21 protein-coding genes are annotated in these 26448 nt (G+C 73.6%); 13 read left to right on the forward strand and 8 right to left on the reverse strand.

Going from position 1 to position 26448, the window contains the following annotated elements; genetic code table 11:
* Window positions 1–83: 83 nt before the first annotated feature.
* From ACIHAD_RS08835 to ACIHAD_RS08845, 3 genes are all read right to left on the reverse strand, one after another.
* Window positions 84–1157 (reverse strand): sulfite oxidase, encoded by a 1074-nt coding sequence (locus ACIHAD_RS08835; RefSeq protein WP_397353752.1) that lies wholly within the window; start codon window positions 1155–1157, stop codon window positions 84–86.
* Window positions 1158–1686: 529 nt separating this feature from the next.
* Window positions 1687–3366: a DNA polymerase/3'-5' exonuclease PolX gene (gene polX / locus ACIHAD_RS08840; protein WP_397353753.1), complete on the reverse strand. Its 1680-nt coding sequence runs from the start codon at window positions 3364–3366 to the stop codon at window positions 1687–1689.
* 38 nt (window positions 3367–3404) lie between these two features.
* Entirely contained in the window at window positions 3405–4376 is a 972-nt protein-coding gene (locus tag ACIHAD_RS08845; protein WP_397353754.1) for an aldo/keto reductase, read from the reverse strand.
* A 229-nt stretch (window positions 4377–4605) separates the two neighbouring features.
* On the opposite strand from ACIHAD_RS08845, the gene ACIHAD_RS08850 reads away from it, so the two are divergent.
* The 6 genes from ACIHAD_RS08850 (at window position 4606) to ACIHAD_RS08875 (ending at window position 13959) form a co-directional block, all read left to right on the forward strand.
* Entirely contained in the window at window positions 4606–5691 is a 1086-nt protein-coding gene (locus tag ACIHAD_RS08850) for a sensor histidine kinase (protein WP_397353755.1), read from the forward strand.
* 127 nt (window positions 5692–5818) lie between these two features.
* Entirely contained in the window at window positions 5819–8374 is a 2556-nt protein-coding gene (lanKC, locus tag ACIHAD_RS08855; RefSeq protein WP_397353756.1) for a class III lanthionine synthetase LanKC, read from the forward strand.
* A gap of 3 nt (window positions 8375–8377) precedes the next feature.
* Window positions 8378–8509, forward strand: a complete 132-nt coding sequence (locus ACIHAD_RS08860; RefSeq protein ID WP_397353757.1) for a SapB/AmfS family lanthipeptide — start codon at window positions 8378–8380, stop codon at window positions 8507–8509.
* A gap of 70 nt (window positions 8510–8579) precedes the next feature.
* Window positions 8580–10244, forward strand: coding sequence for an ABC transporter ATP-binding protein (locus ACIHAD_RS08865; protein WP_397353758.1), 1665 nt, complete (start codon window positions 8580–8582; stop codon window positions 10242–10244).
* Entirely contained in the window at window positions 10241–11983 is a 1743-nt protein-coding gene (locus tag ACIHAD_RS08870) for an ATP-binding cassette domain-containing protein (protein WP_397353759.1), read from the forward strand. The genes ACIHAD_RS08865 and ACIHAD_RS08870 overlap by 4 nt, the downstream gene beginning before the upstream one ends.
* Window positions 11980–13959, forward strand: coding sequence for a prolyl oligopeptidase family protein (locus ACIHAD_RS08875; RefSeq protein WP_397353760.1), 1980 nt, complete (start codon window positions 11980–11982; stop codon window positions 13957–13959). The genes ACIHAD_RS08870 and ACIHAD_RS08875 overlap by 4 nt, the downstream gene beginning before the upstream one ends.
* A gap of 29 nt (window positions 13960–13988) precedes the next feature.
* Here ACIHAD_RS08875 and ACIHAD_RS08880 read toward each other — a convergent pair whose 3' ends face one another.
* Window positions 13989–14597, reverse strand: a complete 609-nt coding sequence (locus tag ACIHAD_RS08880; RefSeq protein WP_397353761.1) for a response regulator — start codon at window positions 14595–14597, stop codon at window positions 13989–13991.
* Window positions 14598–14751: 154 nt separating this feature from the next.
* On the opposite strand from ACIHAD_RS08880, the gene ACIHAD_RS08885 reads away from it, so the two are divergent.
* Window positions 14752–15228: a carboxymuconolactone decarboxylase family protein gene (locus ACIHAD_RS08885; protein ID WP_397353762.1), complete on the forward strand. Its 477-nt coding sequence runs from the start codon at window positions 14752–14754 to the stop codon at window positions 15226–15228.
* A gap of 9 nt (window positions 15229–15237) precedes the next feature.
* On the opposite strand, the gene ACIHAD_RS08890 is transcribed toward ACIHAD_RS08885, so the two are convergent.
* Window positions 15238–16275 carry a zinc-dependent alcohol dehydrogenase family protein gene (locus ACIHAD_RS08890; RefSeq protein ID WP_397353763.1) on the reverse strand — a complete coding sequence of 346 codons (1038 nt, stop codon included), beginning with the start codon at window positions 16273–16275 and terminating at the stop codon, window positions 15238–15240.
* Window position 16276: 1 nt separating this feature from the next.
* Window positions 16277–17107 (reverse strand): helix-turn-helix transcriptional regulator, encoded by an 831-nt coding sequence (locus ACIHAD_RS08895; protein WP_397353764.1) that lies wholly within the window; start codon window positions 17105–17107, stop codon window positions 16277–16279.
* Window positions 17108–17220: 113 nt separating this feature from the next.
* Between ACIHAD_RS08895 and ACIHAD_RS08900 the strand changes: the two genes are divergently transcribed.
* The 3 genes from ACIHAD_RS08900 (at window position 17221) to ACIHAD_RS08910 (ending at window position 20451) form a co-directional block, all read left to right on the forward strand.
* Complete coding sequence (locus ACIHAD_RS08900; protein WP_397353765.1) at window positions 17221–17925, forward strand: SDR family oxidoreductase; 705 nt, start codon at window positions 17221–17223, stop codon at window positions 17923–17925.
* 35 nt (window positions 17926–17960) lie between these two features.
* Complete coding sequence (locus ACIHAD_RS08905) at window positions 17961–19358, forward strand: glutamate--cysteine ligase (RefSeq protein WP_397353766.1); 1398 nt, start codon at window positions 17961–17963, stop codon at window positions 19356–19358.
* Between the two features lie 64 nt (window positions 19359–19422).
* Window positions 19423–20451: a hypothetical protein gene (locus ACIHAD_RS08910; protein ID WP_397353767.1), complete on the forward strand. Its 1029-nt coding sequence runs from the start codon at window positions 19423–19425 to the stop codon at window positions 20449–20451.
* Between the two features lie 37 nt (window positions 20452–20488).
* Here ACIHAD_RS08910 and ACIHAD_RS08915 read toward each other — a convergent pair whose 3' ends face one another.
* Complete coding sequence (locus ACIHAD_RS08915; protein WP_397353768.1) at window positions 20489–21208, reverse strand: PaaX family transcriptional regulator C-terminal domain-containing protein; 720 nt, start codon at window positions 21206–21208, stop codon at window positions 20489–20491.
* A 31-nt stretch (window positions 21209–21239) separates the two neighbouring features.
* Here ACIHAD_RS08915 and ACIHAD_RS08920 point away from each other — a divergent pair, with 31 nt between their 5' ends.
* Window positions 21240–22892 (forward strand): acyl-CoA dehydrogenase family protein, encoded by a 1653-nt coding sequence (locus tag ACIHAD_RS08920; protein ID WP_397353769.1) that lies wholly within the window; start codon window positions 21240–21242, stop codon window positions 22890–22892.
* A gap of 35 nt (window positions 22893–22927) precedes the next feature.
* Window positions 22928–23671 (forward strand): crotonase/enoyl-CoA hydratase family protein, encoded by a 744-nt coding sequence (locus ACIHAD_RS08925; RefSeq protein ID WP_397353770.1) that lies wholly within the window; start codon window positions 22928–22930, stop codon window positions 23669–23671.
* 36 nt (window positions 23672–23707) lie between these two features.
* Here ACIHAD_RS08925 and ACIHAD_RS08930 read toward each other — a convergent pair whose 3' ends face one another.
* Window positions 23708–24988, reverse strand: a complete 1281-nt coding sequence (locus ACIHAD_RS08930) for an FAD-binding oxidoreductase (RefSeq protein ID WP_397353771.1) — start codon at window positions 24986–24988, stop codon at window positions 23708–23710.
* Window positions 24989–25201: 213 nt separating this feature from the next.
* On the opposite strand from ACIHAD_RS08930, the gene ligD reads away from it, so the two are divergent.
* Window positions 25202–26398, forward strand: a complete 1197-nt coding sequence (gene ligD / locus ACIHAD_RS08935) for a non-homologous end-joining DNA ligase (protein WP_397353772.1) — start codon at window positions 25202–25204, stop codon at window positions 26396–26398.
* Window positions 26399–26448: the final 50 nt, after the last annotated feature.

The raw sequence follows: 26448 nt of genomic DNA on the forward strand, positions 1-26448 counted from the left end.
CCGCGAGAGTCTTTCAGATGAAATGCACAGCTCCGGACCACGTTTTCGTGAACGGCCAGCTCAGCCGCGTTCGTGATACTTATCTATCCGTTGACCACCTGCACCGGATGCCGCACGACCGCGTCGAAGGAGTAGCCGAAGGGGTGCTTGGGCGTGCGCAGGGGCTGGGTGGCGCCGGTCTCGTCGGTGGCCCTGGCCATCAGCACGGCGGGCCCGGTGTGCTTCGGCGCCCACTGGACGTGCCACGGCAACCACGCCCCGACCAGGTGCGGGCCATGATGCTCGGCCGGGTGCCAGGTGTGGCCGCCGTCGAAGCTGACCTCGACCTCGACGATCCGGCCCCGCCCCGACCACGACCGGCCGCGCAGCACGTGCGGCCCCGGACGGCCGCGCCAGGCGTGCGGGCCGCGGATCGGCAGCCGGGCGTCCCAGGGCAGCTCGAAGGCGCTCTTCACGGGCTGCGCCGCGACGTCCCGGTAGAAGACCGTGTTCCACGGCGTGAACAGCTTGCCGGTGGAGACCTCGATGTCCCCCAGCCACTTGATGGAGGCGATCCCCACCCACCCCGGCACCACCAGCCGCACCGGGAACCCGTGGTCGGGCGGCAGTGGCCGGCCGTTCATCTCGTACGCCACGAGCACGTCGCGCACGGCCTTGGCCACGGGCAGCGGGCGGCGGACGTGGCCGTGGTCCTCGAAGGGCGCGTCGAGGCCGGTGGGCAGCACGTCCACGGCCTCGGGGCGCAGCCCGGCCTCGGCGAGCAGGTGGCGCAGCGGCACGCCACGCCACCTCGCCACGCCGACGGCACCCAGCCCCCACTGGGTGCCGGGCGCGGGGTCGCCCTGCTGGGTGCCGTAGAACGCGCGGCCGTTGCCGGCGCACTCGATGGCGACGTCGTAGGTGCGCGAGGGCATCGACAGCAGCTCGTCGTAGGTGAAGGCGCGCGGCCCGCGTAGCCCGGCGCCGTGCAGGTGGAGCTGCCAGCCGGCGGCGTCGATCAGCGGCGTGGAGGTGTGGTTCCTGACGAAGAAGCGGTCGTTCGGCGTGTGGTAGCCGACCCCGGACATCGCCTCCCACCGCATCTCCGCGTTCCCGTCGTGGACCCGGAACAGGTGGTCGGGCAGCGGTTTGACGATCGTCGCCGCGACTTGCTTCATGGGAGCCACCTCTCGCAAGACGTATTTCCTACCTGGAAACCATTTAATCTCCTCGCGCTGTCGAAGCGTGCGCGTGCTTGCCGAATCCTGCCCCGGTTCTGGGAGCGTTCCAGCCGTAACGAGACCTACCCAACGGCGCGGGTGCGGCAACCGTGCCTTTCGGGGTGGTTCGTCAGCGCGTCCGGACGAGGGCGGAGAAGGGTTCTCCGGCGTTCAGCCTGGCCACCAGGCCGAGCAGCCCGGCGCGGCCGCCGTTCTCCCGCAGCCGGCGGCTCGGGGGAACCTGCTCCACGGGTGCGGCAAATGTGGTGATTTGGGGTGTTAAGTCTGGATTTGGGAGCAGGAAGGTGGGTGGAGGCCTGTTCCGGCGGAAGGGGTGCGAGAGTCTGTGGCGGATGCCCCCGTCGAGGCTCGGGTGCGGCCCGCGCTGGGTGCGGGCCGCACCCGACCCGCCCCAAGACGCCGCGACTTCAAGACACCGCGACTTCAAGGCACCCGGCCCGGCCCCAAGGCGCGGGACGGGACGCCGCTACCGCCCGAGGAAGGCGAGGAGGCGGTCGAGGGGCCAGGTGTTGATGACGTCGTCGCCGGTCAGCCACGCCCGCTGCGCGATCCCGACCCCGAACCGCTGGTGGGCCAGGTGGGGGATCGCGTGCGAGTCGCTGTCGATGGAGAACTTCACCCCATGGTGCTTGGCCAGCCGCACCAGGTCGGCCGGCAGGTCGGAGCGGTCGGGATAGGAGTCGATCTCCATCGCGGTGCCCGTACGGGCGGCCGCCCGGAAGACGGCGTCCCAGTCGGCGTCGACCGCCGGCCGCTTGCCGATCTTCCGGGTGGTCGGGTGGCCGATGATGTCGACGTACGGGTTCTCGCACGCGGCGATGAACCGGCGGGTCATCTCCTCCCGCGACATGCCGAAGTGCGAGTGGACCGAGGCCACGCACACGTCGAACCCGCGCAGGACGTCGCCGGGCCAGTCGACCGAGCCGTCGGGCGCGATGTTGAGCTCCGAACCGTGCAGGATGCGCATGCGCGGATACTTCTTCTGCAGCTCGGCCACCCGCCCGCGCTGCTCCAGCGCCTTGTCCAGCGTCATGCGCTGCATGGCGAGGTCGGGCGCGTGGTCGGTGACCGCGTAGTAGGAGTAGCCGCGCGCGGCGCCGGCGGCCACCATGTCCTCCAGCGAGGCGATGCCGTCGGTGAGGTCGGTGTGGGTGTGCAGGTCGCCCTTGAGGTCGGCCAGCTCCACCAGCACCGGCAGCTCGCCGCGCAGCGCCGCCTTGACCTCGCCGCCGTCCTCGCGCATCGGCGGCGGCACGAACTGCATGCCGAGCGCCTCGTAGATGTCCTCCTCGGACTCGGAGGCGATCACCCGCTCGCCCTCGAACAGCCCGTACTCGGACAGCTTCCAGCCCTTCTTCACCGCCATCTCCCTGATGGCCACGTTGTGCTCCTTGGAGCCGGTGAAGTACTGCATCGCCGCGCCCCACGACCCGGCGGGGATCAGGCGCAGGTCGACCTGGACGCCCGAGGTCGTGCGGATCGAGGTCTTCTTCTCGCCCGAGGCGATCACGTCGGCGACGTAGGGCTGCGCGCGGAAGTCGGCCATGATCGACTCGGGCGCCACCGCCAGGATGTCGATGTCGCCGATCGTGTCCTTCATCCGCCGCAGCGACCCCGCGTACGCGATGCGCTCGGCCTTGAGCGAGCCGATGACCTGCTCGGCCAGGGCCATGGCGACGCCGATGTGCACCCGCCGGCCCGACTGCTCAAGCTGCTCGATGCCCTTGAGCAGGTTGGCCAGGGTCTTGGGACCCAGGCCCTTGACGCCGTCGAGCCGGCCGGAGGTGATCGCCTCGCCCAGCGCCACCGTGGAGTCGATGCCGTAGTCCTCGAACAGCATGATGGCCGTCTTGGGGCCGAGCGTGGGCACCCCGGTCAGCCGCCGCACGCCCTCGGGCACCCGGCCCCGCAGGTCGTCGAGCTGCCGGAAGCTGCCGCGCTGGAGGAACTCCTCCATCTTCTTGGCGATGGCCTCCCCGACGCCGGGGACGCCGCGCACGTCGACCTCCGAGATGTCCTCGGGGAACCCGGCGATCGCCTTGGCCGCCTTCTGGTAGCTCCGCACCCGGAAGGCGTCGCCGCCGCTCAGCGCGAACAGCTCCGCGTATTCCTGCAGCGCCGCCGCCGCCTCCTCATTAGCCCGCATGCCCCTACCTTAGGATCTCCGACCGACAATCCCGGTGATCAGAACTTGACCTCCCGCGGCCGGTACGGCTCGGCCAGGAACTCCAGCTCCTTGTCCGTCAGCGTCACGCCGACGGCGGCCACGGCGTCGTCCACGTGCCGGTCCTTGGTGGCCCCGACGATCGGCGCGGTGACCCCAGGCCGGTTGAGCAGCCAGGCCAGGGCGATCTGGGCGGGCGGCAGCTCCCGCTCGGCGGCGAGCTGGGCGACCCGGTCGAGGATGCGCCGGTCGTTGTCGGGGTCGTACAGGAAGTCGATGCGCTCGTCGGAGCCGGTCCTGGCGGTCGCGGAGGCCGCCGAGCCCGCCCTGGCCAGCACGCCGCGCGCGAGCGGGCTCCACGGGATCACGCCCACGCCCTGGTCGGCGCAGAGGGGCAGCATCTCGCGCTCCTCCTCTCGGTAGAGCAGGTTGAGGTGATTCTGCATCGAGACGAACCGTGTCCAGCCGTTGGCCTCGGCGACGTGCTGGGCCTTGGCGAACTGCCAGGCCCACATCGTGGACGCGCCGATGTAGCGGGCCCGGCCCGACCTGACCACCTCGTGCAGCGCCTCCATGGTCTCCTCGATGGGGGTCTCGTCGTCCCACCGGTGGATCTGGTACAGGTCCACGTAGTCGGTGCCGAGCCGGGCGAGGGAGGCGTCGATGGCGGAGAGGATGTGCTTGCGCGACAGGCCGCGGTCGTTGGCGCCCCTGCCCATCGGGAAGTAGACCTTGGTGGCCAGCACGTAGTCCTCGCGCCGGGGGAAGATCCGGCGCAGCACGCCGCCGGTGACGACTTCGCTCTGGCCCCGGCTGTAGATGTCGGCGGTGTCGAAGAACGTCACGCCCGCGTCGGCGGCCCTGCGGACGATCGGCTCGGCCCGCTCCTCGGGCAGCGCCCATTCCTGCCGCGCCGGGTCGCCGTAGCTCATCATCCCCAAACAAATGCGAGAAACTTTCATGCCAGTCGTGCCAAGTCGCATGTATTCCATACCGACACCCTATGGCTGATATGAACTGCTTAACCTGTTGTGGGGTGGGAAGTCAGCGTGTCCGGAAGCGGCCTCGGGCTTTACACGGGGTGGCGCGATCAGGTCGATTAAGAGGAACGAGGCAGCGGTGAGCGCACTCGCCACGCGTACTGTCCCGACACATCAACCGCGTACCGGGGGTGAGGTGGACGCGACACACCGTGGTCGGGCGCCTCGATTACGTTCCAAGATGCCCGTTCTGGCGTCGCCCTGGTGGGCCGGGGGGCTCGGCCTGGTGGCCGGGGGCGTCGGGCTGGCGATCCCGGTGCAGGCCGGGCTGGCCACGTCCGGGCTGGTGGTCGAGGGGTCGGTCGCGCTGGCCGTCCTGCTCACGCTGCACGGCAGGTACGTCCTGGAGGCGCCCTCGGGCCGGGCCGGTTCGTGGTGGCTGGTGGCCGTCCAGGCGTGGCTCACGTACGTGCCGCTGGCGGTGTTCGGGCCGGCCTGGACGCCGGTGTGCGGGCTGCTGGCCGGGGCCTTGCTCGTGGTCGCGTCCAGGATCAGGTCGGTCGTGCTGGTGGCGCTGGCGCTGTCGTGCGGGCCGGTGCTGCTGGCCGCGCCGCAGTCCTGGCAGGTCGAGCCGGTGTGGGCGCTGGTCTGCCCGCTGGTCGGCGTCGTGGAGTTCGCGCTGCTGAGCCTGCTGGCGGGGGTGCGCCGGCTGGCGGGGGCCCGTACCGACGTCATGCGCCAGGCCGTGACGCTGGAGCGCCGCCGCTTCACCCGCGACCTGCACGACCTGGTCGGGCACCGGCTGACCGTGCTGACGCTGAAGGCGCAGCTCATCCAGCGGCTGGTGGCCGAGGGGGACGAGAAGGCCCGGCAGGAGCTGGCCGAGACGCTCGAACTGCTGCGTGAGCTCTCGGCCGACGTCCGGGCCGTCGCGCACGGGGGCCTGCGCGGCTCCTCGCTGGCGGCCGAGCTGGGCTCGGCGCGGGCGCTGCTGGAGTCGGCGCGGGTGCGCTGCCAGATCAGGGTGGTCTGCCGTGATCTGCACCCTGACGTGGAGGAAGCTCTCACGCACGCGCTGCGTGAGGGGGTGACGAACGTGCTGCGGCACGCCGAGGCCGGGCAGTGCTGGATCCAGCTCATGGAACGCGACAATGTGGTCCGCCTGTCGATCAGGAACGACGGCGTACGGCCCCCGCGCCGGCCGGGTGACGCCGGTCAGGGCCTGCTCAACCTGGCCGAACGCGTCTCGGCGCTGGGTGGCTGGCTGGAGGCGTCCACGTCGCGCGGCGGGCAGTTCTCGTTCAGTGTTTATGCCCCGCGCAGATAATTACCTTTTGTTAAAAACACATCAAAGCGCATTCCATAGCCATATATGGCTTATGTTGCGTGTTACTAGTGCGACCCGGCGCGGGTGCGGCAGGCTCTGACCACACCGCCTCGGAGGGCCGCGCCAAATGGACAAGTACGAGCTCTACTGCCTTGTGGACCAGTGTTTCTACGACACTCCCGACCACAGCACGGCGGCGGACGCCGACTTCCCCCAGCTGCGCCGGCCCGTCCCCGAAGGCTGGGCCCACGAGCTCAGCGACACCTGGGCCTACTACATGCCGACCCGGGAGGCGCCCCTGCCGACCCAGGGCTGGAAGATCCATGTGTCGGCCCGTGTCGAGGACGCCGAGAAGGCCGTCCAGACCGTGTGGGACTACTGCGTGCCCCGCGGGGTCGCCTTCAAGTTCCTGCGCGGCCCGGCCGTGCTCGTCATGGTCAACTCCAAGGCCGCCTCCCGGGCGTCGAGCGGCAAGCTGATCACCATCTACCCCCGGGACGAGGGTCAGCTCGAACTCGTGCTCAAGGAGCTCGACGAGCTGCTGCGCGGCGTCGAGGGGCCGTACATCCTGAGCGACCTGCGCTACGGCCAGGGGCCGATGTTCGTCCGGTACGGCGGGTTCGCCGAGCGGCACTGCCTGTCCCCGTCCGGGGAGCGGGTGCTCGCGGTCGAGGACGGCGACGGCACCCTGATCCCCGACGTGCGCGGCGCGACGTTCTCGGTGCCGCCCTGGACGACGCTGCCCGGCTTCCTCGAACCCCATCTGGCCGCGCGCAACGCGGTGACCATGGAAGGGCTGCCGTACCGGATCGAGAGCGTGCTGCACTTCTCCAACGGCGGCGGCGTCTACCTGGCCCGCGACACCCGTACGGACGAACGGGTGGTGCTCAAGGAGGCCAGGCCGCACGCCGGCCTGGACGTGGCCGGCCGGGACGCGGTCGCCAGGCTCGAACACGAGCGCGACATGCTGCGCCGCCTGTCCGGTCTGCCCGCCGCCCCCGGGCTGCGCGACTACTTCGCCATCGGCGGCCACCACTTCCTCGTCCAGGAGTTCGTGGACGGCACCCCGCTCCAGCGGCGGCTGGTGCGCCGCTTCCCGCTGACCCGCGCCACCTGCACCGAGCAGGATCTCGCCGACTACACCGCCTGGGCCATCACGACCCTGGAGAGCGTCGAGGAGGCCGTCGCCTCGCTGCACGGACGCGGCGTCGTCTTCGGCGACCTGCACCCCGACAACGTCCTGCTCACCCAGGACGGCCGGGTCGTGCTCATCGACTACGAGGTCGCCACCCTCGCCGCGGACCGGGCCAGGGCCGCGCTGGCCCACCCCGCCTTCGCCGCGCCCCGCGACCGGACCGGCGTCGAGGTCGACCGGTACGCGCTGGCCTGCCTGCGGTTCGCCCTGTTCGCCCCGCAGTGCACGATCATGCTGCCGATACACCGGCCGAAGATCGTCCAGCTCTCGCGGATCGTCAAGGAGACCTTCCCCGTCCCCGGTGCCTTCATGGACACCGCCGCCGCGACCATCGCGGGTGACCAGGCCGTGGAGACCCCCGTGCCGATGCCGGGGACGGCCACCTGGGCCGAGCTGCGGGGCGCGATGTGCCGGGCCATCCGGGCCGCCGCGACCCCCGACCGCGACGACCGCCTCTTCCCCGGCGACGTCGCCCAGTTCAAGCCCGGCGGCGGCCTCAACATCGCGACCGGCGCGGCCGGCGTCCTGCTCGCCCTGTCGGTCACCGGCCTCGGCCCCTTCCCCGAGTACGAGACCTGGCTGCGCGAACGCGCCCTGCGCCCCGCCGCCGGCTCCGGGATCGGCCTGTACGACGGCCTGCACGGCATCGCCCACGTCCTCGACCGGCTCGGACACCGCCAGGACGCGCTCGACGTCGTCGAGATCGCCCTGCGGGAGCAGTGGGACCGCCTGGAGACGGCCCTGTTCTCCGGCCTGCCCGGCATCGGGCTGAACCTCCTGCGGCTCGGCCGGACCGAGCCCGCCCTGACCGAGCACGCCATGCGCGCGGTGGACCTGTGCGCCGACCGCCTCGGCGGCCCCGAGGACGTGCCCGAGACCAGCGGCGGCAGCAACCCCAGAGCCGGCCTCATGTACGGCTCGTCCGGCTCCGCCCTGCTCTTCCTGCACGCCTACGAGCACACCGGCGACCGCGCGCTGCTCGACCTGGCCGAGATCGCGCTCCGCCAGGACCTGCGGCGCTGCCGGGCCTCGGAGGACGGCTCGCTCCAGGTCGACCAGGGCTGGCGCATACTGCCCTACCTGGACGAGGGCTCCGTGGGCATCGCCATGGTGCTCGGACGCTACCTCGCGCACCGGGACGACGAGGAACTGGCCGCCGAGCTGGACCGGCTCAAGCTGGTCGCGCGCGCCGGGTTCTTCGTCCAGCCGGGGCTGTTCACCGGGCGCGCGGGCATCATCGCGGCGCTCGCCGGCGACCCGGCGGCCCGCACACTGATCAGGGGGTTGACCTGGCACGCCATGCCGTACGGCGGCGGGCTGGCCTTCCCCGGCGACGGGCTGCTGCGCCTGTCCATGGATTTCGCGACCGGTACGGCCGGCGTGCTGTTCGCCCTCGGGGCGGTGCTGGGAGACCAGCCGGCACGCCTGCCGTTCCTGGAGGCCGCATCCGCGCGGCCTGCGCCTGATCAACCGCGGAAGGAGGTGTAGAACATGGTTCTTCTCGACCTGCAGGGTCTGGAGGCTCCCGCGGCCGGCGACGTGGCCAGCGGCGGCAGCTCGCTCACTGCTCTCACGTGTCACTCGGGTCACCCGAGCAACCTCAGTGTCGCTCTCTGCCACTGATAGCTGACAGGGGTCCCCGCGCCGTTTCGTGGTGGCGCGGGGACCTCCCGAGTCTGAAGGAGGCCGGCAGGTGGGACCGGGAGACCGCCTGGTGACGGACGCCGTACGGCGCTGCGGCCCGTGGCCCGCCGTGCTGGCGGTCACCGCGGTCGCCGGCGCGGCCGGTGAGCTGGCCGTCCCGTACCTCGTCGGCCGCACGCTCGACCTGCTCCTCGCCCGCGCGCCGGGCGCCGCCACCGCCCTGGCGCTGTGCGCGGGCGTGATCGCCGTGGTGGTGCTCTGCGAGAGCCTCGGCGGCTGGGCCAGGGGGGCGAGCAGCGCGTACGCGTCCGCCCGGCTGCGGCTCGGCGTGCTGCGGCACGTGCTCGGCGTCGGCCGGGCCGCCACCCGCCGCTTCCCCGAGGGCGACCTCGTCACCCGGGCCGGGCTGAACGCCGAGGAGGCCGGCCGGGCCCCCGAGACGGTCACCGGCGCCCTGGCCCTGCTGGTGCCGACCGTCGGCGCCCTGGTCGCGCTCACCCTCATCCATCCGCTGCTGACCCTCGCCCTCGGGGCCGGCATCGTCGTCATCGTGTTCGTCCTGCGGGCCTTCCTGCGTGCCACGACCGCCATCTCCGGCGGCTACCAGGAGGTCCAGGGCGAGATCGCGGCCCGCCTCGTGGACGCGCTCGACGGCGCCCGGACCATCGCCGCCGCCGGGACCGCCGGTCAGGAGGCCCGGCGCGTGCTGGCGCCCCTGCCCCGGCTGCGCGCGCACGGCATGGCCCTGTGGCGCGCGAACGCCGCCGCCGGGGTGCGGTCGGGGCTGATGATCCCGTTGCTGGAGGTCGTCGTGCTGGCCGCCGGCGGGCTCATGCTGGCCGCCGGGCGGCTGTCCGTCGGCGACCTGTACGCCGCCGCCCGCTACGCCGCTCTCGGCGCCGCCCTCAGCACCTCGCTCGGCCACATCGGCGGCCTGGCCAGGGCGCGGGCCGCCGCCGCCCGCGTGGCCGACGTCCTGGCCCTGCTCCCGGTCTCCTACGGCACGCGCGCGCTCCCGCCGGGCCCCGGCACGGTCGAGTTCCGCGACGCCGCCGCCAACGGCCTCACGGTGGGCGACCTGACGATCCCCGGCGGCACGGTCACCGCCGTGGTGGGACGGTCGGGCTCCGGCAAGTCCCTGCTGGCCGCGCTCGCCGGCCGGCTGACCGACCCCGAACGCGGGGACGTGCTGCTCGACGGCGTCCCGCTGCGGGAGCTGACCCGCGACGGCCTGCGCGCGGCCATCGGCTACGCCTTCGAGCGGCCGGTCCTGGTCGGCGACACCGTGGGCGAGGCGATCTGCGCCGTCCCCGGCTCCCAGGCGGGACGGGAGGCCGCCATGGCGGCGCGCGCCGACGGGTTCGTCCGCCGACTGCCCGCCGGTTACGACACGCCGCTGGCCGAGACCCCCATGTCCGGCGGCGAGCGGCAGCGGCTCGGCCTGGCCAGGGCGTTCGCGCGGGGGGAGCGGCTGCTGGTGCTCGACGACGCCACCTCCAGCCTGGACACCGTCACCGAACGCGAGGTCAGCCGGGCGCTCACCGGCGACCCCAGGGGCCGCACCCGCCTGATCACCGCCCACCGCCTGGCCACCGCCGCCCGCGCCGACCAGGTCGTCTGGCTCGACGAGGGCCGGGTGCGCGCCGCCGGCCCCCACGACGTCCTGTGGCGCGACCCCGCCTACCGCGCCGTCTTCCAGGAGGGCCCCTCATGACCCCGGCCCCGGACGCCCCCGCGGCCCCCGACGGCCCTCAGGCTCCCGACGCCCCGGCGGCCCCCGGCGCTCCCGCCGGGTTCTGGCGGGCGCTCGTCCGCGAGCCCCGGCGGCTGGTCGCGATCCTGCTCTGGTCGGTGCTGGAGGCCGCGCCCGCCTTCCTCGTCGGGCACGCCGTCGCCCGCGCCATCGAGGACGGCTTCGCCCGCGCCAGGCCGCTGACCGGGCTGGCCTGGCTGGCGGTGCTCGGCCTGGTGTGGCTGGTCTCCGCCGTCGGCGCCCGCCAGGTGGTGCTGGCCGTGGCCGCCGTGGCCGAGCCGTTCCGCGACGACCTCCTGACGCGGGTGGTGCAGGGAGCGCTGCGCCGCCCGCTCGCCGAGCGGCCCGACAGCGCCGCCACCGCACGGGCCGGGCTCCAGGTCGAGCTGGCCAGGGACGCCTTCGCCGCCGTCGTCACCACGGTCAGAGGGTTCGCGTTCACGCTGGTCAGCGTGGTGCTGGGGCTGCTGACGCTGGCGCCGGGCACGCTCGTGCTGGTGCTGCCGCCGTTCGCGGCCGGGCTCGCGTTCTTCCTGGCCTCGCTGCCCGCGCTGGCCCGGCGGCAGCGCGCGTTCCTGCTGGCCGACGAGGAGCTGGCCCGGTCGATGACCGCGACGGCCGCCGGGCTGCGCGACATCGAGGCGTGCGGCCTGGCCGGCCGCGAGGACGAGCGGCTGGCCCGCCAGGTCGGCGCGCAGCGCGACGCCGCCCGCGCGCTGGCCAGGGTGACCTCGGTGCGCACCGCCGCGCTGGCCGTCGGCGGCCGGCTGCCCGTCGTCCTGCTGCTCGCCGGCACCCCTTGGCTGCTCGACGGCGGCGCCGGGCCCGGCGTGATCGTCGGTGCGCTCGCCTACGTCACCCAGTCGCTGGCCCCCGCGCTCGGCGGGCTCGTCCAGGGGCTCGGGGTGAGCGGCGTGCGGCTCGCGGCCACGCTGCGCCGCATCGCCGCCGCGGCGCCGCCCCCGCCGCCCGCTGCGCCCAAGGTCCGCCCGGCCTGCGCCGCCGTCGCGCTGCGGTCGGTCACCTTCTCCTACGGCCCGCACTCCGCGCCCGTCCTGGACCGCCTCGACCTCACCGTCCCCGAGGGCGAGCACCTGGCCGTCGTGGGCCCGAGCGGCGCTGGCAAGTCCACGCTCGCCGCCCTGCTCAGCGGCATCCTGCCGCCCGGCGAGGGGGAGGTGCTGATCGGCGGCGTCCCCGCCGACCGGGCCGACCCCGCCGTCCGCGTGCTGATCCCCCAGGAGGCGTACGTCTTCCGCGGCACGCTGCGCGACAACCTCGACTACCTCGTGCCCGGGTCCGGTCGCCTGGACGAGGCCGTGGCCGCCCTGGGCGCCGGCGGCCTGGTCGAGAGCCTGGGCGGGTACGACGCCACGCTGGACCCGGCGGCGCTGTCGGCCGGGCAGCGCCAGCTCGTCGCCCTCGTCCGCGCCCACCTGACCGAGGCCCCGCTGATCATCCTGGACGAGGCCACCTGTCACCTGGACCCCGCCGCCGAAGCCCTGGCCGAGAACGCCTTCGCGGCCAGGGGCGGCACGCTCATCGTGGTCGCGCACCGCCTCACCTCCGCGCTGCGCGCCCGCCGCGTCCTGCTCATGGACGGTCCCCGGATCACGATCGGCACGCACGACGAGCTGATCCGGGTCTCGCCCCTGTACGCCGACCTGGCCGGCCACTGGCAACCGGAGCCCGTGTCATGACATTTCCAGACGAGTACCCGCCCGCCGAACGTCAACCGGTCACCGACCGCCTCCACGGGCGCGACGTCCCCGACCCGTACCGGTGGCTGGAGGACGCCCACGACCCGCGTACCGAGGAGTGGCTGGCCGCGCAGGACCGGCTGTGGCGCGAGGCCGCCGCGCGCCTGCCGGACCGCGACCGCTTCCTGGCCAGGCTCACCGAGCTGAGCGTCACGGGCCTGGTCACCCCGCCCGTGTGGCGCGGCGGCCGGCGCTTCCACCTGCGCCAGACCGGCTGCCAGGAGCACCCGGTCCTCTACTGCGACGACCGGCCCTTCCTGAACCCGGCCGACCGCGACCCCACCGGCCTGACCACGCTGGACGACTGGCAGCCCGACCCGTCGGGCCGCCTGGTCGCCTACCAGCTCTCGCGCAGCGGCGACGAGAAGGCCGACCTGTACGTCGAGGAGATCGACACCGGCAAGCTCGTGGACGGCCCCATCGGCGGCTGCCGCTACTCGCCGGTCGCCTGGCTGCCCGGCGGCGAGGGCTTCTACTACGTGCGCTTCCACGAGGGCGTGCACCTGCACCGGCTCGGCGTCCCCGACGACGTCCCCGTGCTGACCGGGGGACCGGTCTCGTACGGGGTGCAGCTCAGCGCGGACGGCCGCTGGCTGACGATCTCCGCGGGCGGCACGGCCGGCAACTCGCTCTGGCTGGCGGACCTGGCCGAGGGCGACCCGCACCGGCCGGAGCTGCGGGCCGTGCAGGAGGGGGCCCACGTGCGCACGGCGGGCGCGGTGGCCTCCGACGGCCGCCTGTACCTGCTCACCGACCGCAACGCCCCCCGGCGCCGGTTGTGCGTGGCCGACCCGGCCGAGCCGGAGGTGTGGCGCGAGCTGGTCCCCGAGGACCCCCGGGCGGTGCTCGGCGCGTTCACCCTGCTGGACGGCGACCGCCTGCTGGTCTCCAGGACCCGCCACGCGGTCGGCGAGATCGCCGTGCACGACGCCAGGACGGGGGAGCGGCTGGGCGAGGTGCCCCTGCCCGGCAGCGGCTCGATCGCCTCGCTCACCTCCCGCCCCGAGGGCGGCCACGAGGCCTGGTTCACCTACACCGACGCCGTCACCCCCGCCGAGATCTGGCGCTACGACGCCCGCACCGGCGCCAGCACCCTGTGGGCCGCCCCGCCCGGCCGCGTGGCGCTGCCCGACGTGAAGAGCCACCACGTCGAGTACACCTCGGCCGACGGCACCCGCGTGCGCATGGTCGTGGTCGCGCTCTCCTCCGGATCGGGCCCCCGCCCGGCGATACTCAACGGCTACGGCGGCTTCGGCATCCCCCTCATGCCCGGCTACGCGGCCGACTCGCTGGCCTGGGTGGAGTCGGGCGGCGTGCTGGCCATCGCGAACCTGCGCGGCGGCGGCGAGGAGGGCGAGTCCTGGCACCGGGACGGCATGCTGGAACGCAAGCAGAACGTCTTCGACGACTTCGTCGCCGCGGCCGAGAAGCTGGTCGCCGACGGCTGGACGACTCCGGAGCAGCTCGGCATCTGGGGCGAGTCGAACGGCGGCCTGCTCGTCGGCGCGGCCGTCACCCAGCGCCCCGACCTGTTCGCCGCCGCCGTCTGCTCGGCCGGGTTGCTGGACATGGCCCGCTACCACCGCAGCGGCCTCGGGCCGTCCTGGACCGGCGAGTACGGCGACCCCGACGACCCCGAGCACCTGGCCTGGCTGCTGGCCTACTCGCCCTACCACCACGTCCGCCGGGGCGCGGACCACCCGGCGACGCTGTTCACGGTCTCGGCCGCCGACACCCGCGTGGACCCGATGCACGCCCGCAAGATGTGCGCGGCCATGCAGTGGGCCGGCGACGGCTCCCGTCCGGTGCTGCTGCGCCACGAGCGCGACGTCGGCCACGGTGCCCGCGCCGTCAGCCGGTCCATCGCCCTGGCCGCCGACGTCCTGGCCTTCCTGGCCGCCCACACCCGGCCCTGACCGGGCGGCGGGAGGCGGCGGCCGGCAGGTCAGATCCAGCCGGACTCGCGGGCGATGCGGATGGCGTCGATGCGGCTGCGCGCGCCCAGCTTGGCCGTCGTCCGGCACAGGTAGTTCCGGACCGTTCCCTCGGCCAGGAACAGCGACGCGGCGATCTCCCCGATGGAGGCGCCGTCGGCCGCCGCGCCGATCACGTCCAGCTCGCGGGGGGTGAGCGGCGGCTCCGGCGGGCGCATGGCCGCGATGGCCAGCTCCGAGTCGATGACCCGCTCGCCGTCGGCCACCCGGCGGATCGCGTCGGCCAGCCGCTCCGGGGGCGCGTCCTTGGCCATGAACCCCCGTACGTGCACCTCCAGCGCCCGCTTCAGCAGTCCGGGGGTGCCGACGCCGGTCAGGATGAGCACGCCGCAGCCGGGCAGCTTGTCGTGCAGTTCGCCGGCGGCGGCGAGCCCGTCCATGCCCGGCAGGGCGATGTCCAGCACCGCCACGTCCGGACGGCACGACTGGGCGGCGGCCAGGATATGGTCCCCCCGCTCGACCTCGGCGACGACCTCGATGTCCTCCTCGTAGGCCAGCAGCGCCACGAGCGCCCCTCGTACCAGGTGCATGTCCTCAGCGAGCAACGTTCGAATCACCATGGGATCCTTGCGGTCGACCAGGCTTGCAACGTCCTGCGGGCGCCTTAATCCTGACGTATTGCCCGCACTGTGGAAAGTTCCCTTAAGTGAGGGTAAAGCCGTCGGTCGCAAGTGGGCGCTCATTTGGGGAATGCTCATGGCCATGAAGCCTCGAGTGAAGCCCCTGCCTCCCGCGGAATGGGACGACTTTCAGCAGGCGAACCCCCAGAACGTGTTCACGACGCTGGGCCGGCACCCCGCGGTCTACGAGGGCTGGTTGCGCTTCGGCGGCGCCCTGCTGAACGGCACGCTCCCGGCCCGCGACCGCGAGCTGGCCATCCTGCGCACCGCCTTCCACAGCGGCAGCGCGTACGAGTGGGCCCACCACGCCCGTATCGCCCGCGAGGTGGGCCTGACGGACGTGGAGATCGAGTCGGTCCGCCAGCTCGACGCCCTGTGGCCGGTCGAGGACCGCCTGGTGCTACAGGTCGCCGACGACCTCCACTACGCGGGCGACCTCACCGACGCCACCTGGGCGGCCCTGTGCGACCGCTACGACGAGGTGAGCAGGATCGAGCTGGTCGTCCTCGTCGCGCACTACGCCATGCTGGCGCTGGTGCTCAGGACGCTCGGCGTGCAGCTGGAGGAGTGAGACCGGCGCTCACGGCCCGGGACGGGGCACGATCATCGTCACGCCCGGCACCGAGCCGATCGAGGCCAGCGCCTTGCCCGCGTCGGCCAGGCCGATCGTCCGGGTGACGAGCTGGTCGGGGTGCAGGATCCCGGCCCTGATCAGCTCCAGCATGGGCGGGTAGGCGTGCGCGGCCATGCCGTGGCTGCCGAGCAGCCGCAGCTCGTGGCCGATCACGCGGTCCATCGGCACCGGCGTCGGCCCGCCCGGCAGCAGGCCGACCTGGACGTGCCGCCCCCGCCTGCGCAGGCTCTCGACCGAGGCCGCGCAGGTGCGCGGGCTGCCCAGCGCGTCGAGCGAGACGTGCGCGCCGCCCCTGGTCAGCTCCCTGACCTGGGCCGCCGCGTCGCCGGCCGAGCCGTTGACGAAGTGCGTGGCCCCGGCCAGCTCGGCCAGTTGCAGCGCGTCGGTGCTGATGTCCACGGCCACCACCCGCGCCCCGGACGCCGCCGCGATCATCACGGCCGACAGCCCGACGCCGCCGCAACCGTGCACCGCCACCCACTCGCCCGGACGCGCCTCGCCCACCTGGACGACCGCCCGGAAGGCGGTGGCGAAGCGGCAGCCGAGCCCGGCGGCGGTGGCGTAGGCCATCTCCTCGGGGATCGGGACGAGGTTGACGTCGGCGTGGTCGACGGCGACGTACTCGGCGAAGGAGCCCCAGTGGGTGAAGCCCGGCTGGGTCTGCCGCTCGCACACCTGCTGCTCGCCCGTCGCGCAGGCCGCACAGGTGCCGCAGGCGCAGACGAACGGCACGGTCACCCGCGCCCCCGGCAGCCAGCCGCGCACGTCGGGGCCGACGGCCTCGATCACGCCCGCCAGCTCGTGGCCGGGCACGTGCGGGAAGACCTTGATGTCGGGGTCGTGCCCCTGCCAGCCGTGCCAGTCGGAGCGGCACAGACCGGTCGCCTCGACCCTGATCACCGCCCCGCCGGGCGCGGGGGTGGGATCGGGGAGCTCGCGCAGGTCGAGCTCCCCACCGAAGATGTCAAAGGCAACCGCTCGCATCTCATGAGCTTAGAGTGAGTCGCCGCAGGTCGCGCAAGGCCTGGTGGGAGGGCGAGCCGGGTTCGGTGGTGTAGAGCACCAGCCGGAGGTCGTCGCGGTCGGGCACCGGCAGCACCTGGCAGATGGCGTCGATCGTGCCGACGGCCGGATGGGTGACCTGCTTGCGCTGCTCCCTGCGCACCTCGACCTCGTGCCTGGCCCACAGCTCGGCGAACTCGGGGCTGAGCGCCAGCATCTCCGCCACCAGCGCCTGGAGCGCCCGGTCGTCGGGGTAGCGCCCGGCGGCCACGCGCAGGTCGGCGACCGAGGCGCGGGCGAAGCGGCTCTTCTCCTCGTCGGAGAGGTGCTCGGCGATGCCGGGCGACATGAACACCCAGCGGATCACGTTGCGCCCGTCGGGCGGCAGGGAGTCCAGGTCGCCCATGAGCATGCCGGCCAGCGGGTTCCAGGCGCGCAGGTCGTAGCGGGCGTCCAGGACGTAGGCGGGGACCTCCTCCAGGAAGGCGAGCAGGTGCAGGATGCTCGCGGGCACGTCCTGCCTGATCCGGGGCGTCTCCAGCGCCTGGCCGGCCAGCCGGAACAGGTGGGCGCGCTCGTCCTGGTCGAGCATGAGCGCCCGGCCGAGCGCGCCGAGCACCTGGCGCGACGGGTGCGGGCCCCTGCCCTGCTCCAGCCGGATGTAGTAGTCGATCGACATCCCGGCGAGCTGGGCCACCTCCTGCCGGCGCAGGCCCGGCGTGCGGCGGCGCTCGCCGCCGGGCAGGCCCACGTCGGACGGGGTGACGCGGGCGCGTCTGCTGCGCAGGAAGCCGGCCAGTTCGTCGCGGTTCATGCCTCCATCTTCCGTCCTGGGGGCAGGCGAGCGGGCCCGCGAAGGTGGTACCGCCGATCCCAGCTTCCGCGGGTCTCTCCCGCGCCCCCTCCGACCTGGGAGAACGTTGAGCCATGACGACGACTGCCCTCATCACGGGCGCCAACAAGGGGATCGGCCACGAGATCGCGCGGCTGCTGTCGGAGCGGGGGATCACCGCGATCGTGGGAGCCCGCGACGAGGAGCGCGGGCGGGCCGCCGCCGGACGGCTGGGCCTGCCGTACGTGCGGATCGACGTGACCGACGAGGCGAGCGTGGCCGCCGCCGCCAAGTGGATCGAGGCCGAGTACGGCTCGCTCGACATCCTGGTCAACAACGCGGGCGTCGCCGGCGGCGTGGGCGTCCCGAGCGCCGGCGACGCGCAGGCGTTCAGGGACGTCTACGAGACGAACGTGTTCGGCGTGGTCACCGTGACCAACGCCATGCTGCCGCTGCTGCGCAGGTCGCCGGCGGGCCGGATCGTGAACATGTCCAGCGAGCTGGGCTCGATCAGCCTGGCGCTCATGCCGGGCAGCCCGTACTGGGACGCCAACTTCGCCGCCTACAACTCCTCCAAGACCGCGCTCAACATGATCACCGTCTGCTACGCCAAGGAGCTGATGGACACCCCCATCAAGGTGAACGCCGCCAACCCCGGCTACTGCGCCACCGACCTCAACGGGCACACCGGCTTCCGCACCGCCGAGCAGGGCGCGGCCGTCGCCGTACGGCTGGCCACCCTGGACGCCGACGGCCCGACCGGCGCCTACCTGGAGGACGCCGGACCGATCGGCTGGTGAGGTGTGGACACCTGCGTACTGGACAGAAGGGGGCGATGGGACGAGATCTGGATAAAGAGCGGTTCTCCGAGGCGGAGTACGCGCGCTTCGGAGAACGCATCCAGGAGCAGCTCGGCACGCTTCGCGAGCTGCTCGAAACCCCTGGCTTCGGCCAGGGGCCGGCCACGATCGGGGCCGAGCTGGAGCTGTTCCTCATCGACCGGCGGGGACGGCCGCTGCCGCGCAACGACGAGGTGCGGGACAAGCTCGGCGACCCGCGCGTCGTGCTCGAACTGGGCCGCTTCAACATAGAGGTCAACCTCACCCCGATGCCGCTGGCGGGCGCGCCCTTCGAGCGCATGGGGGCCGAGATCCAGGAGACGGTGACCAAGGTGGACGCCGCCGTCGAGGACGGCGGCGCGCTGCCGATCGGCATCCTGCCCACGCTGGACGCCGAGGACTTCACCCTCGGCGCGATGAGCGACCAGAACCGCTACCGGGCCATGAGCAGGGGCATCAGGCGGCTGCGGCTGGAACCGTTCCTCGTCAAGATCGAGGACCTGGAGCTGTCGGTGGAGGACGTGATCCTGGAGAGCGCCAACACCTCCTGGCAGGTGCACATCCGCACGCCGCCCGACCGCTTCGCCCGGCTGTTCAACGCCGCCCAGCTCGCCATCGGGCCGGTGCTGGCCGCGTGCGGCAACTCGCCGTTCTTCCTGGGCAGGCAGCTCTGGGCGGAGACGCGGATCGCGCTGATGGAGGAGGCCGCCGACGACCGCGACGTGGAGCGGCGCGGGCGCAGGGACGGGCGGGTCACGTTCGGCTCGGACTGGGTGCGGGAGGGCGCGCACGAGCTGTTCGAACGGTACGTGCGCGACTACGAGCCGATCGTGCCCGACATGTCCGACGACGCCGAGCCGCACGAGGTGCCCGAGCTGCGGCTGCACCAGGGCACGATCTGGCAGTGGAACCGGCCCGTCTACGACCCGGCCGACGGCGGCCACCTGCGGGTCGAGATGCGCGCGCTGCCCGCCGGGCCCTCGTGCGCGGACATGACCGCGAACACGGCGTTCCTGCTGGGGCTGACGCTCTCGCAGGCCGAGCGGGACCTGACCGGCTACCGGTTCGCCGAGGCGTACCAGAACTTCTACCGCGCCGCCCAGGACGGGCTGGAGGCCAAGCTGTCCTGGCCGGGGCTGGACGGCGAGTTCGAGGCCGCCGACCTGGTGCTCAGGCTGCTGCCCGAGGCGCGGGCCGCGCTGCTGGCGGCCGGGGTGACCCCGCACGACGCCGACACCGCCCTGGACGTCATCGCCCAGCGCACCCGGCTGCGGCGCACCGGCGCGGTCTGGCAGCGCGAGGCGCTGGCGCGCTTCGGCGGCGACCGGGAACGGCTCGTGCGCCGCTACCGGGAGCTGGCCCTGTCGGGCCTGCCGGTGCACCTGTGGGACTGAACGCCAACAAATGCCGTCGCGCGTCCGTCAAACTACTCCGAGAGACGGACGAAGTGAGGCAGATATGGCGGCGACGGGGATGGTTCCGGCGGACAAGGCGCCCTACGCGTTAACGCGGGCCACGGGGACCCTGGCCGAGGGCGCGGCGAAGCTGGCCGAGGAGATCGGCGCGACCGGGGTCGAGGCCCTGCTGGCCCACGCCAACAGGACCGCCGTCCGCAAGGGCGCCACGGCGGCGCTGGGCTCGATGCAGCCCAGGCCGTCGGACTGGTACGCCTTCGACGGCAAGGACCAGGACACCGTCGACTGGTACCCGCAGGGCGTGACCTGCGGCGAGGAGTCCGGCGCCATCGGCGTGCCGGTGCTCCTGGTGAGCTGGTACTTCAAGCCGCCGGCGGGCGAGCGGGGGATCAGGGTGTCGTTCCTGAGCCCCCGGACGCTGAAGTACCAGCACGCGCTGCTGGTCGAGGCCGGGCCCGACGGCTCGTACGGGCCGATCGACGTGCACGCGGGCGGCCTGGCCTGCCACGGCGACCTGCTCTACGTCGCCGACACCTACGACGGCCTGCGCGTCTTCGACCTGGGCAACCTGCTCGACCTGCGCACCGCCCAGAGCGACCTGGGCGACCCCACGCGCGTCGGGCGCTCCGGCGGCCGGTTCCACGCCTTCGGCTACCGCTACCTGCTCCCGCAGACCGACTCCTGGAAGCTCGCGCGCCGCGGGCCGCACTTCTCGTTCCTGTCGGTCGACCGCAGCGGCGGCACGCCCGCGCTGGTCTCGGGCGAGTACCGGGAGAACGACCCCGGCGGGTGGGTCGCCCGCTGGAACCTGCCCCTGGCCGACGGCACGCCCAAGGACGCCTTCGTCATGGGCCACCCCAAGATCCAGGGGGCGGTCTCCTGGGGCGGCAAGTGGTACCTGAGCCAGGCGGCCGACGGCAACACCAACGGCAGGCTGCTCGTCCACAGCGGTGACAAGCTGCTGACCAGGCCCTACCCCATCGGGCCCGAGGACCTGACGGTGCGCGGCGGCAAGCTGTGGAGCGTCACCGAGTTCCGGAACAAGCGCATCGTCTTCGGCGTCGCGCTCTGACCCGCTCGGGGACCCGCGCGGGGGCCCGCGTGGGGGTTCAGCCCTCCATGTGCGCGCGCAGGACCTCGCGGTAGCGGCGGTCGAAGTCGTCGTAGCGGGCCCGCAGGGCGGCTCCCGGCCAGCCCTCGGGCAGCAGTTCGGCGGGCAGCAGCGGGTCGGCCAGCAGGTGGCGCAGCACGGCGGCCGAGACCAGGAAGCCCTCGGCCAGCCCGTCGGCCCGGTCGAGCGCCCGCTCCAGCCGGTGCGCCTCGGCCGCCCAGCCGTCGAGGTCCCACAGCAGCGGGGTGGGGTCGCCGTGCGGGCGGCCGTCGATCAGCGTGCACTGCGCGGCGACGGTCTCGGGCCACTCGCGCACCAAGTTCGCCGGACGCAGCCAGGTGCCCTCGCGCAGCTCGCCCATGCGCAGCGCGGACATCGTGTGCCGGAACGCCGCCCGGTCGGCCGGGGCGCGCCGTTCGGCGGTGACCACCGCCACCTCCCACGTGCCGTCCCACGGCCTGGTGTGCGGGTCGCGGCTCTCGTCCTGCCGGGCCTGGCGCTCGACGAGCCGTTCGGACAGCGTGTAGCGGCCACCCTGCTGCGTCAGGTCGCCGGCCGCCACCATGCGCGACAGCGCCACCCGGACCGTGCCCTCGGCGATGCCGAACAGCGCGCCGATGCGCACCAGGTGGCGGACCGGCAGCCGCGGCGGGTGGCTGCCCAGCAGCGCGCTCAGGACCGCCGACCGGGCGCTGAGTGAGGTGTTACGGTCTTCCATCGCGTGTTGATTATATGTAACACTCGCGAGTATGGGCCGGTATCTCATCGAACCTTTCGACCACAGCGACCGCTACGCCACCGAGCGCTACCAGGGGGCGGCCGGGCGCAACTGGTGGACCTGCGACCCCACGCTGCGCCTGCTCATGCGGCGCCACCTCGGCGACGGCTTCGCCTGGGCCGAGCCCCGCCTGGAACGGCTCGGCGCGCTGATGGGCGGGCTGGTCGCCGAGTGCGCCGAGGAGACCGACCGCAACCCGCCCCGCCTGGAGAAGTACGACAAGTGGGGCAGGGACGTCAGCCGGGTCGTCATGCCGCCGTCCTTCGAGGCCGCCCGCGCGGCGCTCATGGAGGACAACTTCACCTCGCCGTCGTTCGCCGAGGAGGCACGGGCGAACGGGGCCGACCCGTCCGCGCTGGCGGCGGCCTGGACGTACCTGCTCGACCAGGCCGACATCGGGATGGGCTGCGCGCTCGGCACCGGCGGGGACATGGTGGTCTCGCTGGCTGAGAAGCACGCGCCGCCGGACGTACGCGACCGGGTCCGGGAGATCTTCGCCGACGGCTACTACTCCGGCGAGGCCGCTCAGATGTTCACCGAACGCACCGGCGGGTCCGACCTGGCCGCCCTGGAGGCGTGGGCCGAGCCCGACGGGGAGGCGTGGCGGCTGACCGGGTTCAAGTGGTTCGCCTCCAACGCCAACGGGTCGGCGTTCGTGGTGCTCGCCCGGACGCCCGACGGCGCGGTGGCGCCGTTCCTGGCACTGTGGGAGCGGCGCGACGGCTCGCGCAACGGCGTGCGCATCCGGCGCCTGAAGGACAAGCTGGGCACCCGCTCGGTCGCCTCGGCCGAGGTCGAGTTCACCGGGGCGGAGGCGTTCCTGCTGGCCGGCCAGGGCTCTGGCTCCGGGCTCGGGACGATGATGAAGCTCACCAACGCCTCCCGGCTGGGCGTCGCCATGATGGGCGTCGGCGTGGCCAGACGGGCGCTGGTCGAGTCGGTCTGCTACGCGCGTTCGCGCGAGGCGTTCGGCCGCCCGCTCATCGACCAGCCCCTGATGCGCCGCAAGCTCGCCGAGCTGATCGTCGAGGTCGAGGCCGCCCAGGCGATGGCGTTCGACGGCCTGGTCGGCCCCCGGCTGCGGCTCGGCCCCGCGCTGATCAAGCTGCGCGCCGCCCGGCTCGGCCTGACGGCGGCCAGCGACGCGATCGAGGTGCACGGCGGCAACGGCTACATCGAGCAGTGGCCGGTGGCCAGGCTGCTGCGCGACGCCCAGGTCAACCCGATCTGGGAGGGAGGCGACAACATCCTGTGCCTGGACGTGCGCCGCGCCGTGCTCCGCGAGGAGGCCCACGTGCCCTTCCTGGCCCGCCTGCGCGCGCTGGCCACCTCCGACCTGGTGAACGCGCGGATCGACGACCTGTCCAAGGCCGTCGAGGCCTGGCACGGGCTCGACCCGGCGCTCGCCGAGGAGCGCCTCTACCCGCTGGCCCAGTTCATGGCCGACGTCTACGCCGCCGCCCTGCTGGAGGACCAGGCCGGCTGGGGGCTCGACGACGGGCGCAAGGCCCTGGTCGCCCGCCTGTACGCCGAGGCGCACCTGGCCGACCGCGGCCCGCTGCGCGGCCTCGACGCCCCGGCCGCCGACCACTTCGACGTGCTGCTGGCCGGGGCCATCGGCTGAGAGCACGCTCGGCAGGTTTCCCCGAGGAGGGTCGCATGACCGTACGCGTCGAGCGCGAGGGGCCCGTCACGACCGTCGTGATCAGCAGGCCGGAGGCGCGCAACGCGGTGGACAGGAGGACCGCCGGCGCGCTCGCGGACGCGTTCGGCGACTTCGAGCGCTCCGACGCGGCCGTGGCGGTGTTGTGGGGCGAGGGCGGCACGTTCTGCGCGGGGGCCGACCTCAAGGCGCTGGACAACCGCGTCGGCGAGGACGGCGACGGCCCGATGGGGCCGACCAGGATGCGCCTGTCCAAGCCGGTGATCGCCGCCGTCGCCGGGCACGCCGTGGCCGGCGGGCTGGAGCTCGCCCTCTGGTGCGACCTGCGGGTGGCCGAGGAGGACGCGGTGTTCGGCGTCTTCTGCCGCCGCTGGGGCGTGCCGCTGATCGACGGCGGCACGGTCCGGCTGCCCCGGCTCATCGGCGCCTCCCGCGCCATGGACCTGATCCTCACCGGCCGCGCCGTGGACGCGCCGGAGGCCCTCGGCATGGGCCTGGTCAACCGCCTGGTGCCCACCGGCACCGCCCGGCGGCACGCCGAGGAGCTGGCCGCGCGGATCGCCGCGTTCCCGCAGGCGTGCCTGCGCGGCGACCGCATGTCGCTGCTGGAACAGCACGGCCTCCCGGAGGAGGAGGCCATGCGCAACGAGCTGCGTCACGGGCTGGTCTCGCTGCCCGGCGCGGCGGCGGGCGCCGCCAGGTTCGCCGCCGGCGCCGGCCGCCACGGCGACCTCACCTAGCCCGCCACCCGCCGCTCCCGGGCTCATCGGGCCCGGTCAGCCGAGCACCGGGAAGTTGGACCTGATGACGCTGAGCGGGTCGCGGGCGCGCTTGAGGTCGCGCAGCCGGGCCAGCGTCTCGGGCGAGAACGCCGCCGCCGCCTGCTCCCCGCCGTGCAGCATCGTGTACGGCCGCCGTCCGCTGCTGAACGGCACCAGCACCTTGCCCAGCCGCTCCATCCGCTCCGACACCTCCGGCGACGGCAGGCCCAGTGCGTGCACGAGGTACGGCTCCGGCAGCCGCTCCACCGCGCCCCCGCCCTCGACCGGCCTGGCCACCGCGCCGCCCAGGTGCCGGACCTGCACCGCAAGCAGCGGCTCGATCGGCTCCCCGGCCAGCACGCCGGCGACCTCGTCGTCCAGCCTGGTCAGCAACTCGGTGTGGCCCATGCCCGGGCTCGGGTCGACCGGCTCGTCGCAGATCGAGGCCAGCTCGGCCACCGGCAGCCGCCGCCTGGTGTCGGCGATCGCCCCGCCCACGGCCTCCAGCGGGCGCAGCAGCGTCCCCGGGTCGGCCCCCAGGTAGGTGCAGTCGACCATGACGAAGCCGGGGGCGCCGGGCGGCGTGAGGAGCTGGAACCAGACCGACAACTCCTCCGGCGCGTCGGCGGTGACCTCGCGGAAGGCCGCCATGACCTGCTCGGCGCGGTCGGCCGGCCAGATGATCCGGCCGCCGTACAGGAAGGGCGCGGGGTGCAGGCCGAACTCCAGCGCCGTCACGATCGCGAAGTCGCCGCCGCCGCCGCGCAGGGCCCAGAACAGCTCGGGGTCGCGCTCGGCGGTCACCCTGACCCGGCCGCCCTCGGCGTCCACGGCCTCGAAGGCGCGCACGCTGTCGGCGGCGAAGCCGTACTTGCGGCTGAACCAGCTCAGACCGCCGCCCAGCGTGTAGCCGGTCACGCTCACCACCGGCGAGCTGCCCGCCAGGCCGGTCAGCCCGAGCGGGCTCGCGGCGGCCAGCACCTCGCCCCACTTCACGCCCGCGCCGACGCGCGCGACCCCGTCGCGGATCTCCACCCCGCCCAGGCGGCCGGTACGCAGCAGGATCGTCCCCTCGGTGTCGCCCGACGCGCCGTGGCCGCCGGGCTGCGCGGTCACCGCCAGGCCGTGCAGGCGGGCGTAGCCGATCACGGCGGCCACGTCGTCGGCGTCGGCCGCCTCGACCACCGCGCGCACCGGCTGGTCCACCGCCAGGTTCCAGGGGCGGCGCGCCTGGTCGAAGCCGTCGTCCCCGGGAAGCAGTACGGGGCCGGTCGCCATGTTCCTCAGTTCGTTCATGTGATCAATGATGCGTCGTCCCACTTGCGTGGGAATGGGGATTGACTTGAGCCCCGTGCCGGCGACGGCCTGAACGGCTGCTGCCCGCCGCCGGCCGGCCCATCGTCATGGGGACGGGCAGCGCCGCCTGGGGCTCGGGCCGACGTCCTGGGAGGCGCGCGGCAGGGGGTGGCGTCCCGGCTGACTGTCGGACCCGCCGCGTACTGTGATCTCATGCCTGACATCGAGGTCGCGGGGCGCGCCGTCCGCATCACCAGTCCCGGCAAGGTGGTCTTCCCGCAGTCCGGCCACACCAAGCTCGACCTGATCCGGTTCTACCAGTCGGTGGGCGAGGCGGCGCTGCGCGGCGTGCACGGGCGGCCGATGGTGCTCAAGCGGTTCGTCCACGGCATCGAGCAGGAGGCGTTCTTCCAGAAGCGCGCGCCGGCCAAGCGGCCCGACTGGATCGAGGTCGCCGAGCTGCGCTACCGGTCCGGGCTGAGCGCGGAAGAGGTGGTCTGCACCGATCTGGCGCAGTTGCTGTGGGTGGTCAACCTGGGGTGCGTCGACCTCAACCCCCATCCGGTGCGCGCCGACGACCTGGCCAGGCCCGACGAACTGCGCATCGACCTCGATCCCGTGCCCGGCGTCGCGTGGGCCGACGTGCTGGCGACCGCGCAGGTGGCGCGGGAGGTGCTGGCCGACCACGGGCTGGTCGCCTGGCCCAAGACGTCCGGGTCGCGCGGGTTCCATGTCTATGCCCGGATCGAGCGGCGGTGGCCGTTCGCCCAGGTGCGCAAGGCGGCCGAGACCGTGGCGCGCGAGGTCGAGCGGCGGGCCCCCGACCTGGCGACCAGCCGGTGGTGGAAGGAGGAGCGCCACGGCGTGTTCGTCGACTTCAACCAGAACGCCTACGACCGCACGGTCGCCTCGGCGTACTCGGTGCGCGCGGTGCCCGACGCCCGCGTGTCCACGCCGCTGAGCTGGGACGAGGTGCCCGGCTGCCGGCCGGAGACGTTCACGCTCGACACCGTGCCGAAGCGGCTGGCCGAGGTCGGCGACCCGTGGGAGGACATGGATCTGCACGCCGGGTCGCTCGACGGGCTGCTGGAGCTGGCCGAGGAGCTCGGGCCCGCGCCCAAGCCGCCCAAGGGCAGCGGGCGCAGGCAGCAGACCGTGCCGGTCATCGAGATCGCCAGGGCCCAGCACAAGGAGGAGGCCCTGGCGGGGCTCGACCGCTGGAAGGCCCGCCACCCCGAGGTCGCGGCCCTGCTGGAGCCCGCCGACGTGCTGGTCGACGGCATGCGCGGGCGCAGCAGCGTGTGGTACCGGATCCGGGTCAACCTCCAGCACGTGCCGGAGGGCGAGCGGCCGGGGCAGGAGCCGCTGGAGGTCGACTACGACCCCTGGCAGGGCACCGGCGCCCCCTGACCGGCGCGCCGGGGGCGCCGCGCCGGTCAGGGGGCGGGTCGGGGGTGAGC

The organism is Nonomuraea sp. NPDC052265 (genome assembly GCF_044547985.1).
In the GTDB taxonomy this organism is placed as follows: Bacteria; Actinomycetota; Actinomycetes; order Streptosporangiales; family Streptosporangiaceae; genus Nonomuraea.

Coding starts and splice junctions, on each gene's coding strand:
- ACIHAD_RS08835 (WP_397353752.1), bottom strand. CDS start 1,157: ATGAAGCAAGTCGCGGCGACGATCGTCAAACCGCTGCCCGACCACCTG.
- ACIHAD_RS08860 (WP_397353757.1), top strand. CDS start 8,378: ATGGTTCTTCTCGACCTGCAGGGTCTGGAGGCTCCCGCGGCCGGCGAC.
- ACIHAD_RS08930 (WP_397353771.1), bottom strand. CDS start 24,988: ATGAACGAACTGAGGAACATGGCGACCGGCCCCGTACTGCTTCCCGGG.
- ACIHAD_RS08920 (WP_397353769.1), top strand. CDS start 21,240: ATGGGCCGGTATCTCATCGAACCTTTCGACCACAGCGACCGCTACGCC.
- ACIHAD_RS08850 (WP_397353755.1), top strand. CDS start 4,606: ATGCCCGTTCTGGCGTCGCCCTGGTGGGCCGGGGGGCTCGGCCTGGTG.
- ACIHAD_RS08910 (WP_397353767.1), top strand. CDS start 19,423: ATGGCGGCGACGGGGATGGTTCCGGCGGACAAGGCGCCCTACGCGTTA.
- ACIHAD_RS08880 (WP_397353761.1), bottom strand. CDS start 14,597: ATGGTGATTCGAACGTTGCTCGCTGAGGACATGCACCTGGTACGAGGG.
- ACIHAD_RS08890 (WP_397353763.1), bottom strand. CDS start 16,275: ATGCGAGCGGTTGCCTTTGACATCTTCGGTGGGGAGCTCGACCTGCGC.
- ACIHAD_RS08915 (WP_397353768.1), bottom strand. CDS start 21,208: ATGGAAGACCGTAACACCTCACTCAGCGCCCGGTCGGCGGTCCTGAGC.
- ACIHAD_RS08905 (WP_397353766.1), top strand. CDS start 17,961: ATGGGACGAGATCTGGATAAAGAGCGGTTCTCCGAGGCGGAGTACGCG.
- lanKC (WP_397353756.1), top strand. CDS start 5,819: ATGGACAAGTACGAGCTCTACTGCCTTGTGGACCAGTGTTTCTACGAC.
- ACIHAD_RS08895 (WP_397353764.1), bottom strand. CDS start 17,107: ATGAACCGCGACGAACTGGCCGGCTTCCTGCGCAGCAGACGCGCCCGC.
- ACIHAD_RS08875 (WP_397353760.1), top strand. CDS start 11,980: ATGACATTTCCAGACGAGTACCCGCCCGCCGAACGTCAACCGGTCACC.
- ligD (WP_397353772.1), top strand. CDS start 25,202: ATGCCTGACATCGAGGTCGCGGGGCGCGCCGTCCGCATCACCAGTCCC.
- ACIHAD_RS08870 (WP_397353759.1), top strand. CDS start 10,241: ATGACCCCGGCCCCGGACGCCCCCGCGGCCCCCGACGGCCCTCAGGCT.
- ACIHAD_RS08900 (WP_397353765.1), top strand. CDS start 17,221: ATGACGACGACTGCCCTCATCACGGGCGCCAACAAGGGGATCGGCCAC.
- polX (WP_397353753.1), bottom strand. CDS start 3,366: ATGCGGGCTAATGAGGAGGCGGCGGCGGCGCTGCAGGAATACGCGGAG.
- ACIHAD_RS08925 (WP_397353770.1), top strand. CDS start 22,928: ATGACCGTACGCGTCGAGCGCGAGGGGCCCGTCACGACCGTCGTGATC.
- ACIHAD_RS08845 (WP_397353754.1), bottom strand. CDS start 4,376: ATGGAATACATGCGACTTGGCACGACTGGCATGAAAGTTTCTCGCATT.